The sequence below is a fragment of the Geobacter anodireducens genome (assembly GCA_001628815.1).
GTDB classification, from domain to species: Bacteria; Desulfobacterota; Desulfuromonadia; order Geobacterales; family Geobacteraceae; genus Geobacter; species Geobacter anodireducens.
In genome coordinates this window covers 1,936,539-1,948,703 of sequence record CP014963.1, presented here as the reverse complement: position 1 = coordinate 1,948,703, position 12,165 = coordinate 1,936,539, and the positions used below count along the sequence as shown (strand labels likewise).

Genomic DNA, 12,165 nt, shown 5'->3' with positions numbered 1-12,165 from the left:
ATACTTCATTGAACGAAAGGAAGGACCCGCCCGTGATCGAACGTTACAGCCGTCCCGAAATGGCCCGTATCTGGGAGCCGCGCAACCGCTACCAGAAGTGGCTCGACATCGAGATTTACGCCTGCGAGGCCCACGCCGGCCTGGGCAACGTGCCCCGCGACGCGGTGGAGCGCATCAAGGCAAAGGCTGACTTCGACGTGGACCGCATCGACGAGATCGAGCGGACCGTGAAGCACGACGTCATCGCCTTTCTCACCTCCGTTGCCGACTACATCGGAGATGATTCGCGCTTCGTCCACCTGGGACTCACGTCGTCGGACGTGCTCGACACATCGTTCGCCATGCTCCTGACCGAGGCATCCGATCTCATCATCGATGACATCAAACGCCTCATGGAGGTCATCAAGCGCCGCGCTTACGAACACAAGGATACGCCGATGATGGGGCGTTCCCACGGCATTCACGCCGAACCGGTCACCTTCGGCATCAAGATGGCCCTCTGGTACGACGAGATGAAGCGCAATCTCCGCCGGATGGAGGCTGCCCGGGAAACCGTTGCCTACGGCAAGATATCCGGCGCGGTCGGCACCTTTGCCAATATCGATCCGCAGGTGGAGGAATATGTCTGCGCCAAGGCAGGGCTCAAACCGGCTCCCTGCTCGACCCAGGTGATCCAGCGGGACCGCCACGCGGAGTTCTTCTCCACCCTGGCGATCATCGCCGCCTCCATCGAGAAGTTCGCCGTGGAGATCCGTCATCTCCAGCGAACCGAAGTGCTTGAGGCCGAGGAGTTTTTCAGCAAGGGGCAAAAGGGGTCGTCGGCCATGCCCCACAAGCGCAATCCCGTCCTTTCGGAGAACCTGACCGGCCTTGCACGGCTCATGCGGGGCTACGCGGTATCCGCCCTCGAAAACGTGCCCCTCTGGCACGAGCGGGATATCTCCCACTCGTCCGTCGAGCGGGTCATCGGCCCGGACGCCACCATCTGTCTCGATTTCATGCTCAACCGGGCCATCGGGCTCATCGACAATCTCGTGGTCTACCCCGAGAACATGATGCGGAACCTGAACCTCATGCGCGGCCTCATCTTCTCCCAACGGGTACTCCTTAAGCTGGCCACTGCCGGTGCGTCACGCGAGAAGGCCTATGAACTGGTCCAGCGCAATGCCATGAAGGTGTGGGAGCAGGGCAAGGATTTCCAGGAGGAGCTCCTGGCCGACAGTGAAGTGCGCGGTTTCCTCCCGGAGGATGAAGTCCGTGAGGCCTTTGACCTCAACTACCACCTGAAGCATGTGGACACCATCTTCACGAGGGTCTTCGGTGGCTGACATCATAGCGTTTCTCAGCAGCTTCTACCGGTTGGAGGCAGGGGATCATCTGCTGCTCTTCTGGCTGAAGGAAGCCCTCATCGCCCTGATCATCTTCAGTTTTTTCTGGGGGTTGTCTCTGTTGCTCCGGACTCTGCTTAGCAGATGGGTCCCCCGGTTCACCGCGTTCACGAGCACCGACCTGGACGACCGCATTCTGACGCGCGTGACGCCGCCTGCCTGTCTGCTGGTGGTGTTGGCCGGGCTCTACTATGCGGTCAAGTCGCTGCCGTTTCCGGAGAAGGCCCACGTGCTCAGTGCCGGGGCCATCTTTATCATTAACACCATCGTTGTGACCAATATTGCCTGGCGGGTCACAAACGAGCTGTTGGTGTGGTATGGAAGCCGGCTTGCCGAGCGTCACGGGGCCGGAGTGGACCGGCAGATCATCCCTCCCCTTGAAAAGCTCATTACCATTTTCCTCTCGGGCATCGCCCTGATGGTGGTGCTGCAGCACTTCAACTACGACATCATATCGGTGGTGACGGCACTGGGCATCGGCTCCCTTGCCATCGGTATGGCGGCAAAGGAAACGCTGGCAAACATGATCTCCGGTTTTACCCTCATGGTGGACCGTCCCTTCCGCATCGGCGACCGGATTCAGCTTGCCTCCGGCCAATGGGGCGACGTGGCCGATATCGGGTTGAGAACCACCAAGATCAAGACCGTGGACAATACGCTGCTCATCATTCCCAACTCGGAGCTTTGCAACACCACCATCATCAATCTGGCGTTTCCCGACGTCCGCGCCAAGGGGCGGATCAACATCGGCATTTCCTATGACAGCGACGTCGAACGGGCCAAGTCGCTGCTGGTGGAAACGGCTCTGGATGTCCCCGCGGTGCTGCGGGAGCCGGCGCCAGAGGCGTTTTTCGTGTCGTTCGGCGAAAGCGCCCTCAATATGTCGCTCTTCTTCTGGGTGAGTGAATACGGCTCTGTCTTCGCCACTGCCGATAAAATCAATGAACGGATCATCGCACGGTTCCGCGAGGAGGGGATCACCATTCCCTATCCGATACGGACGGTCATCATGGAAAAGGAACAGTAAATGGCGCAACGAATCGAAATCGCCCTGAAAGAGGGAGTTCGCGATGCCCGCGGCGAGCGGGTTCGGCGGGAGATCGAGCATTTTTTCCACCTGCCGGTGCGCGAGGTGCGCACCATCGACGTCTATACGGTGGATGCCGGCATTTCGCAGGAAGAGCTGGTGAAAGCCGCCTCGGAGCCGTTCAGCGACCCGGTCATCCAGACCTGGAGCCTGGACCGGCCTCTTGCCGACGGGTTCGACTACCTGGTGGAGGTCGGGTTCCGACCCGGCGTTACCGACAACGTGGGCCGCACGGCCCGGGAGGCCATCGAATACATCACCGGCCGTCCCTTTGCCGCAGGAGAGGGGGTCTACACCTCGGTGCAGTACCTGCTTTCCGGAGCCCTGTCGCGGACCGATGTGGAACGGATTGCCCGCGACCTCCTCTGCAACACGCTCATCCAGCGCTACATTGTCCTGGATCGGGCGGAATTCACCGCTTCCGGCGGGGTTGCAGTCGTTGTCCCCAAAGTGACGGGAGAAACCCGCGCCCAGGTTCGGGAGATCGACCTGAACGTTTCCGACGAGGAGCTGATGCGGATCAGCCGCGAAGGGGTTCTTGCCCTCACGCTCGACGAAATGAAGGTGATCCAGGGCCATTACCGCGACCCCGCCGTGATAGCGGAACGGGCCAAGGTCGGGCTTGCGGCCAGACCCACCGACGCGGAGCTGGAGGCCCTCGCCCAGACCTGGTCGGAGCACTGCAAGCACAAGATTTTCTCCGGTAACATCGAATATGTCGACGAAAACGGCAACCGCGAGGAGATCCGCTCCCTGTTCAAGACCTTTATTCAGGGAACCACCAGGAAGGTACGGGAGCAGCTCGGCGAGCGGGACTTCTGCCTTTCGGTCTTCAAGGACAATGCCGGGGTCATCCGCTGGAACGACGACTGGTCCCTGGTGTTCAAGGTGGAGACCCACAACTCTCCGTCGGCCCTGGACCCCTATGGCGGAGCGCTCACCGGCATCGTCGGCGTGAACCGCGACCCCTTCGGCACCGGCAAAGGGTCCAAACTCATCTTCAATACCGATGTCTTCTGCTTTGCATCGCCGTTCTACGACAAGCCCCTTCCGAGCCGGCTGCTGCACCCGCGCCGCATCTATGAGGGCGTCGTGGAAGGGGTGGAGCACGGTGGCAACAAGAGCGGCATCCCCACGGTGAATGGCTCCATCGTCTTTGACGACCGTTTCGCCGGCAAGCCCCTGGTCTTCTGCGGCACGGCAGGGCTCATGCCCGCCACCATCAACGGGGTCCCGGCCCACGAGAAGTTCATCCGTCCCGGCGATCTGATCGTCATGACCGGCGGTCGCATCGGCAAGGACGGCATCCACGGCGCCACCTTTTCATCCGAAGAGCTCCACGAAGGCTCTCCGGTGACGGCGGTGCAGATCGGCGACCCCATCACCCAGAAGCGGATGACCGATTTCCTCATCCGCGCGCGGGACAAGGGGCTCTACAACTTCATCACCGACAACGGCGCCGGCGGGCTTTCCTCGTCCATCGGCGAGATGTCGGGCGAGTGCGGCGGCTGCCGCATGGATCTGTCCAAGGCGCCTCTCAAGTATCCGGGGCTCGATCCCTGGGAAATCCTGATCTCGGAGGCCCAGGAGCGGATGAGCCTCGCGGTGCCGCCCGAGCACATCGACGAGTTCATGGCCATGGCCCGCCGTTTCGGCGTTGAGGCGACCATACTCGGCGAGTTCACCGATTCAGGCTATTTCCACATCATGTACGGGGACAGAACCGTCGCGTACCTTCCCATGGACTTCCTCCACGAAGGGCTTCCTCCCATGCAGATGCGGGGAGTATGGGAAGTGAAGCGTCACGAGGAGCCGGCGCCGGAGGTGAAGGAAGACTATGCTGCCGACCTGAAGCAACTGCTCGGTTCGCTCAATATCTGCTCCAAGGAGTCGGTGGTCCGGCGCTATGACCACGAGGTGCAGGGGGGGAGCGTGGTGAAGCCGTTCACGGGCGTTGCCAACGACGGCCCCTCGGATGCGGCGGTGATCCGGCCGGTGCTCGACTCCTTCGAGGGGGTCGTGGTGAGCCACGGCATCTGCCCGCGGTACAGCGACATCGATACCTACCACATGACCGCCAACGCCATTGACGAGGCCCTGCGCAACTATGTGGCCGTGGGCGGCTCCCTGGATCTGGTGGCGGGGCTCGACAACTTCTGCTGGTGCGACCCGGTCCAGTCCGACAAGACCCCTGACGGCGAGTACAAGATGGCCCAACTGGTTCGCTCCAACAAGGCCCTCTATGACTATTGCGTTGCCTTCGGCATCCCTCTCATCTCGGGCAAGGACTCCATGAAGAACGACTTCTGGGACGGCAACGTGAAGATATCCATCCCGCCGACCCTCCTGTTCTCGGTGATCGGCAAGATCGACGACATCCGCACTGCAGTCACCATGGATGCCAAGCGTCCGGGCGACATCGTCTACCTCCTGGGCAAGACCGGCTATGAACTGGGCGGCTCCGAGTACCTGGCCCTCAAGGGATACGTGGGCAACAGCGTGCCGCAGGTGAATACGGCCGAGGCGCTGCCGCGTTACCGTGCCTTGCACCGGGCCATCAGCCAAGGGCTGGTTGCTTCATGTCACGACCTTTCCGACGGCGGCCTCGCCGTGGCCCTGGCCGAAACGGCCTTTGCCGGCGGATTCGGCATTGCCGCCGAACTGGCACGGGTCCTCTGGAGCGGCGATGAATCCCGGAAGAGCGACGCAGCTCTCCTGTTCTCCGAGTCTGCGTCGCGGCACTTGGTCACGGTTCGTCCCGAAAACCGGGATGCCTTCGAGTCGGTCATGGCAGGGAACTGCTTCTCCTCCATCGGAGTGGTGACGGAAGAGGGTAGGGTGACCATTGCCGGTCTTTCGGGCACCGGGGTCATCGACGCGGGGATCGACGAACTCAAGCAAGCGTGGCAGAGCCCGCTGAGGGAGCTGTAATCAATGGCAAAGGCACGAGCGATAGTCATTACCGGCAACGGCACAAACTGCGAAATGGAAGCGGCCCACGCCTGCCGCCTCGGCGGCTTCGACGAAACCGTCATCGCCCACATTTCCGATATTCTCACCGGCGAGGTCCGGCTCGACGAGTTCCATTTCCTCAATCTCACCGGCGGGTTCCTGGATGGGGACGACCTGGGGAGCGCCAAGGCCCAGGCAAACCGCTTCAGATATGCCCGGATCAACGACCTGAAAGAACACCTGATCGACCAGATCATGCGTTTCATTGATGCGGGCAAGCTGATCCTCGGCGTCTGCAACGGGTTCCAGCTCATGACCAAGATGGGACTGCTGGCTGCCATTGACGGCGCCTATCTGACCCAGACGGCAACTCTCACCTTCAATGACTGCGGCAGATTCCAGGATCGCTGGGTCTACCTGAAAGTCGACCCGGCATCGCCGTCGATCTACACGAGGGGAGTGGACAGGGGGCTCTATCTGCCAATCCGCCACGGCGAAGGCAAGTTCGTTGTGGACGGCCCGGCAACCCTTGCCGCCATCGAAGGGAAGCACCTGGCGGTCTTCACCTATTCAGACGCGACATATTCGGCACCCACCATGGAGTTTCCGCTGAACCCCAACGGGTCGGTCAATGCCATCGCTGCGGTCTGCAACGAATCCGGCCGGCTCATGGGGATGATGCCTCATCCCGAGGCGTTCCTTCACCGGACCAATCATCCCCGCTGGACCCGCGAAGAACTTCCCGAAGAGGGGGATGGACTTGTCCTGTTCCGCAACGCGGCCGCCTACGTCAAGGCAAACCTGCTGTAGGGGCGGGTGTCCGCCAAACCATTTTGGAGAGATGATGAAGCTCTACAGACCAACGGAAGAGTGCGGCATTTTCGGTATCCACGGCCATCCCGAGGCGGCCAACCTGACTTATCTGGGGCTCTATGCCCTGCAGCACCGGGGGCAGGAGGCCTGCGGCATTGTTTCCTCGGACGGTCGCAGTCTCTATACCCACCGGAGCATGGGGCTCGTGGCGGATGTCTTCGGCAACCAGGAGATCTTCGGCAATCTCCCCGGCGAATCCGCCATCGGGCATGTGCGCTACTCCACCACCGGGGACTCGGTCCTCAAGAACGTACAACCCATCAAGGTCGACTACTCCCGGGGTTCCATTGCCGTTGCCCACAACGGTAACCTGGTGAACGCCCAATACATCAAGGACGAGTTGGAGGCCTGGGGTTCCATTTTCCAGACCACCATGGACACGGAGGTGATTCTCCACCTGCTGGCCACCTCCAAGCATAGTTCCCTGGAGGATCGGATCATCGATACCCTCGGCCGGATCAAGGGTGCCTACTGTCTTCTGTTTCTCACTGAGACCCGCATGGTGGCGGCCCGCGATCCACATGGCTTCCGCCCCCTTTGTCTCGGCAGGCTCGGCGATGCCTGGGTGGTTGCGTCCGAGAGCTGTGCCCTTGACCTGATCGAGGCCGAGTTTGTCCGTGAAATCGAGCCGGGCGAGATCGTGGTCATTACCAAGGACGGGCTCACCTCCCATTTCCCCCACAAGAAGATCGAGCCGGCACCCTGCATCTTCGAGTTCGTCTACTTTGCCCGCCCCGATTCCTACATCTTCGGCAAGAACGTCTACCAGGTCCGCAAGGAGTTCGGGCGCCAGCTCTGTCGCGAGCACGGCATCGATGCCGATATCGTTATCCCGGTTCCCGATTCGGGGGTCCCCGCGGCCCTGGGCTATGCCCAGGAGGCGGGCCTTCCCTTCGAGTTGGGGTTGATCCGCAACCACTACGTGGGGCGCACCTTCATCGAGCCACAGCAGTCGATCCGGCACTTCGGCGTGAAGATCAAGCTCAACCCGGTGCGGGAGGTGCTCAAGGGAAAGCGGGTGGTGGTCATCGATGATTCCATCGTCCGCGGCACCACTTCCCGCAAGATCGTGAAAATGGTACGCAATGCCGGCGCATCCGAGGTTCACGTTCGCATCTCATCACCTCCCACGAGCTATCCCTGCTACTACGGCATCGACACCCCTACCCGCAAAGAACTCATCTCCTCGTCACACACCATCGAGGAAATCCGCAAGTACATAACCGCCGATTCGCTGGGCTACCTTTCGGAGGAAGGGCTGCTCCAGGCCGTGGGCGCCGGCAGCAACCCCTTCTGCAAGGCCTGTTTCTCCGGCGGCTACCCGATTACATTTCCGCGCCTCATGGCCGAACCCCAACTGGACCTTTTCTGAAAGGAGTGAACCGACCAATGACCGACAAGGAACGACTGAAGCAGATCATTCTGGAGCTGTCCTACGAGAAGCGGAGGGTAATTCTCGCCTCGGGCCGCGAAAGCGACTTCTATTTCGACGGCAAGCAGACCACCCTCCATGCCGAAGGGGGACTGCTGGTGGGCAAGCTTTTCTATGAGACCATCAAGGATGTGCAAGGGGTCCAGGGGGTAGGGGGGATCACCCTCGGCGCCGACCCCATTGCCACGGCAACCTCCATTGCCGCATTTCTGGACGGTCGCCCCATGCACGCGTTCATTATCCGCAAAGAACCCAAGGGGCACGGCACGGGCCAGTGGCTTGAAGGACGCAAGAACCTCCCTCCTGGATCAAAGGTGGTCATTGTCGAAGACGTGGTTACCACTGGCGGTTCCTCCATGAAGGCGGTCAAGCGGGCTGAAGAGGAAGGGCTCCAGGTGCTCTGCATCGTTTCCCTGGTTGACCGCGAGGAGGGGGGCCGCGAGAATATCGAGCAGGAAGGGTACGAGCTCCGAACCATCTTTACCAAGTCCGAACTGCTGGCCTGACAAGGGCCGGAGGCTTCGAAAGCATGAGGAGAAGGCAGGCGGGTGCGCTCCCGCCTGCCTTTTTAATGGAACCATGGAAGAAATTCTCGACCACTACGGCAGCCTGCTCTCCCGCATCGACGACTGGTTCCGCGCCTGCCTCGGCAGTTCGGGCGACCGCATCCGCTGTGCCGACGGCTGTTCGGACTGCTGCCGGGGGCTCTTCGACATAACGCTCCTGGACGCGGCCTTTCTGCGCCGGGGCTTTGACCGGCTCGACCCGGAGGTGCGCGGGCAGGTCCTTGACCGATGCCGGGAGCGTATCGCAGGACTCGGACTGGTGTGGCCCGAATTCGATCAGCCCTTCATCCTCAACATGCGCCCCGAGGATGAGTGGGAAGCGCTCATGCCAGATGACGACGAGACTCCCTGTCCGCTTCTGGATCAACGTGGCCGCTGTCTCGTCTACGGGTATCGCCCCATGACCTGCCGCCTGCACGGGCTTCCCCTTATCGATGTGTCGGGCGAGATCATGCACGATGAGTGGTGCACCCTCAACTACATGGATGCCGACCCTCTGGCCGATCCAGCCCTGCGTGGCGATTTCAACCGGATATTCACCGAGGAAGTCCGGCTCATCCGGACCTTTGCAGGCCGCCTTCTCGGCCATCCCCTGAGCGAAGTGGACACCTTCATCCCGACCGCCCTTGTCATTGCGTTCGACAGCATTGATTGGCTCTCCTGGGGCAACCGCCTCGCCGCATTGTCTCTCCCCGACGCTGGCAGTAAATAACTTTCGCTGAGGCACATTTTCTTTTTGACAGCTTCGATGAGCTCTGGTATAAAAAAGACAAATTCGGTCTTTTAGGGATTGTTATGATGGAACTAACCCGAAAGGGTGAATACGCAATTCGCGGCGTCATCTATCTTGCCCAGATTCCACCGGGCAGGGTGGCGCTCATCAGCGAGATCGCCGAGCAACGGACGTCCCCCAGACGTTTCTCGCCAAGATTCTGCAGAGTTTTGCCAAAATCGGCATTGTAAAATCATTCCGGGGTGCCGGGGGCGGGTTTATTCTCGGGCGTCACCCGTCGCACATTACCCTGCGCGAAGTGGTGGAGGCGGTGGAAGGACCCATCATGCCCAACCGTTGCCTCCTGGGGAGCGGCACCTGCGAGCGGGATAACATCTGCGGCGTTCACCCCGTATGGCGGAAGGTGCAGCAACGAGTCGCCGAAACCCTTGATGCGGTGACCCTCGAAGAACTGGCCGCCACAACGAAACTCTGAAAATTTTTTTGCCCGTATACAGGATAAAATTAGTCCTGTATGGTACTCTTAATAAAGCCGCGCCCATTCATGGGCGCGTTACATGTGCGGCGCAGACAACCGCATGAACGATCTGAAGTACATTCTCAAAGGAGGTAACGGCGAATGGACGTACTAACCCTGAGCAGGCTCCAGTTCGCGGCAACGACGATGTTCCACTTCATTTTCGTGCCGCTCACCCTCGGCCTCTCCGTTCTCACGGCGTACATGGAAACCAGGTACGTGCGTACGGGTGATGAAACCTATCTGAAAATGGCCAAGTTCTGGGGCAAGCTCTTCCTGATCAACTTCGCCCTCGGCGTGGTCACCGGCATTACCCAGGAGTTCCAGTTCGGCATGAACTGGGCCGAGTATTCCCGCTACGTGGGCGATATCTTCGGCGCTCCGCTGGCCATCGAGGCCACGGTGGCATTCTTCCTGGAGTCGGTCTTTATCGGTGTCTGGATCTTCGGGTGGAACAAGGTGTCGAAGGTGACCCATGCGGTTGCCATCTGGCTCGTGGCCATCGGTACCAATCTCTCGGCTCTCTGGATCCTGCTGGCCAACGGCTGGATGCAGAAGCCGGTCGGCTACGTGCTGCGCAACGGCCGGGCCGAAATGGTCGACTTTCTGGCCGTGGTCACCAATCCCTACGGCATCATCAAATTCGTTCACACGCTGACGTCCGGCTACATGGTGGCGGCCTTCTTCGTGATGGGGATCTCCGCCTGGCACCTGCTCAGAAAGAACCGCATCGACTTCTTCGTCCGTTCGTTCAGAATGGCAGCCACCTTCGGCTTCGTCGCCGCCATCCTGGTATTCCTCTCCGGTGACTTCCACGCCGTTGAGATAGCCAAGACTCAGCCCACCAAGTTCGCTGCCATGGAGTCAGTCTGGGAGACCCGGAAGGGGGTCGGCATGAACCTGATTCTGCTCCCCGACCCGAAGAATGAGTGCAACGCCGTGGAGCGGCTCTGTATTCCGAACATGGTGAGCATGCTCGCCTTCCACACCCCCGATGCCGAGATCAAGGGGCTCAAGGACTTTCCCAAGGAGCTGCGCCCGCCGGTGCAGCCCACCTTCTGGAGTTTCCGACTCATGGTGGGCCTGGGTACGTTCATGGCCCTGGCCGCCTTGGCCGGCGTGATCCTTTCGCGCATGAAGCACTTCGAAAACCGGACCCTTTTCCTGCGAGTGATGCTGCTTGCACTGCCGCTCCCATACATTGCGGCGCAATTGGGCTGGATCGTGGCGGAACTGGGTCGTCAGCCCTGGATCGTCTATGGAGTGCTCAAGACGGCCGACGGTGTCTCAAAGGCCGTGACAACGCCCCAGGTGGTCGGTTCGCTGGTGGGGTTCACGCTCATCTACAGCCTGCTGGGTGCCATCGATATCTACCTGCTGGCCAAGTATGCCCGCAAGGGACCCGACGACGATCTTTCCGGCATCATTAAGCCTGCGACGGCAAAGGGGGCCTGACATGGAACTGCAGATTACTTGGTTCGTTCTCTGGGGTGTACTCTGGGCGGTCTACTTCATGCTCGACGGATTTGTGCTCGGCACGGGCATCCTGCACAACGTAATAGCGAAGACCGACGGCGAGAAACGGGTGCTCATCAACGCCGTGGGACCGGTCTGGGACGGCAACGAGGTCTGGCTGCTCACCGCCGGCGGAGCAACCTTTGCCGCATTTCCGACCACCTATGCGCTCATGTTCAGTTATCTCTACACGGCGCTCCTGTTGTTGCTCTTCTCGCTCATCATCCGCGGGGTGGCCTTCGAGTTCAGGGGCAAGATTGAGAGCGCCAGTTGGAAAAAGGCATGGGACGTGGCTATTCAGGTGTCGAGCTTTCTGCCCGCGCTCCTGTTCGGGGTGGCCTTCGGCAATATCTTCGCCGGCCTTCCCATGGACGCCGACGGCTACCACGGCAGCCTCATCGGCCTGCTGAATCCCTACGGACTGCTCACGGGAGTGCTCTTCGTGCTCCTTTTCACGGTGCACGGAGCCCTTTACCTGTCGGTCAAGTCGGTTGGCGACCTGAGTGCCCGGGCAAAGGGCGTTGCCGACAAGGTCTGGCCGGCGCTCCTGGTGGTTGCGGTGGCGTTTCTCGCGTACACGAAATTTGCCACGAAACTGTACGATAACTACCTGTCCCAGCCGGTTCTGTTCATTGTTCCTCTGCTTGCCGTGGCCGGGCTGGTCGGCACGCGTCTCTTCTCGGCCAAGGGGGCGACCCTGGCTGCCTTTGCCGCCTCGTGCGTGACAGTGCTCATGGTGGCTGCGACCGGCGTGGCAGGGCTCTTCCCGAACCTGATCCCGTCGAGCCTCGACCCGGCCTACAGCCTGACCATCTTCAATTCATCGTCGAGCCCCTATACGCTCAAAATCATGACCGCGGTTGCCTTTATCTTCGTTCCCATCGTCATCGCCTACAAGATCTGGGTGTACCGGATATTCCGGGCTCCGGTCACGGAGGCAGACGTTCTCAACGATACACACGCCTACTGATACATCCGTTCCCGCCTTCCGCCACCGGAAAGAGCCCATTGACCGTGGGCTCTTTCCGGTGGTAGCCCCTTTGCCGTGCTGTTTTTCCTGATGCTGCCACCCTCAAATCCGCCGATACGTTTAGAGACGTCA

The 12,165-nt window shown here is 60.6% G+C and carries 9 protein-coding genes and 1 pseudogene; all 10 read left to right on the top strand.

What is annotated here, in order from left to right:
• Positions 1 to 32 precede the first annotated feature (32 nt).
• The 10 genes and pseudogenes from A2G06_08865 to A2G06_08820 all read left to right on the top strand — a co-directional run bounded on the left by A2G06_08865 (position 33) and on the right by A2G06_08820 (position 12,033).
• Complete coding sequence (locus A2G06_08865; GenBank protein ANA40387.1) at positions 33 to 1,328, top strand: adenylosuccinate lyase; 1,296 nt, start codon at positions 33 to 35, stop codon at positions 1,326 to 1,328.
• Positions 1,321 to 2,415: a mechanosensitive ion channel protein MscS gene (locus A2G06_08860; GenBank protein ANA40386.1), complete on the top strand. Its 1,095-nt coding sequence runs from the start codon at positions 1,321 to 1,323 to the stop codon at positions 2,413 to 2,415. The genes A2G06_08865 and A2G06_08860 overlap by 8 nt, the downstream gene beginning before the upstream one ends.
• Positions 2,416 to 5,406 carry a phosphoribosylformylglycinamidine synthase gene (locus A2G06_08855; protein ANA40385.1) on the top strand — a complete coding sequence of 997 codons (2,991 nt, stop codon included), beginning with the start codon at positions 2,416 to 2,418 and terminating at the stop codon, positions 5,404 to 5,406.
• Between the two features lie 3 nt (positions 5,407 to 5,409).
• Positions 5,410 to 6,237, top strand: a complete 828-nt coding sequence (locus A2G06_08850; GenBank protein ID ANA40384.1) for a phosphoribosylformylglycinamidine synthase — start codon at positions 5,410 to 5,412, stop codon at positions 6,235 to 6,237.
• A gap of 34 nt (positions 6,238 to 6,271) precedes the next feature.
• On the top strand, positions 6,272 to 7,672 hold the full coding sequence (locus A2G06_08845; protein ID ANA40383.1) for an amidophosphoribosyltransferase: 1,401 nt from the start codon (positions 6,272 to 6,274) through the stop codon (positions 7,670 to 7,672).
• 17 nt (positions 7,673 to 7,689) lie between these two features.
• Positions 7,690 to 8,238 carry an orotate phosphoribosyltransferase gene (locus tag A2G06_08840; protein ANA40382.1) on the top strand — a complete coding sequence of 183 codons (549 nt, stop codon included), beginning with the start codon at positions 7,690 to 7,692 and terminating at the stop codon, positions 8,236 to 8,238.
• Between the two features lie 73 nt (positions 8,239 to 8,311).
• Positions 8,312 to 9,010, top strand: a complete 699-nt coding sequence (locus A2G06_08835) for a hypothetical protein (protein ANA40381.1) — start codon at positions 8,312 to 8,314, stop codon at positions 9,008 to 9,010.
• 83 nt (positions 9,011 to 9,093) lie between these two features.
• Positions 9,094 to 9,506: pseudogene (locus A2G06_08830) on the top strand (Rrf2 family transcriptional regulator).
• A 144-nt stretch (positions 9,507 to 9,650) separates the two neighbouring features.
• Positions 9,651 to 11,003 (top strand): cytochrome D ubiquinol oxidase subunit I, encoded by a 1,353-nt coding sequence (locus tag A2G06_08825; GenBank protein ID ANA40380.1) that lies wholly within the window; start codon positions 9,651 to 9,653, stop codon positions 11,001 to 11,003.
• A gap of 1 nt (position 11,004) precedes the next feature.
• Positions 11,005 to 12,033 carry a cytochrome C oxidase assembly protein gene (locus A2G06_08820; protein ANA40379.1) on the top strand — a complete coding sequence of 343 codons (1,029 nt, stop codon included), beginning with the start codon at positions 11,005 to 11,007 and terminating at the stop codon, positions 12,031 to 12,033.
• The last annotated feature ends 132 nt before the right edge of the window (positions 12,034 to 12,165 follow it).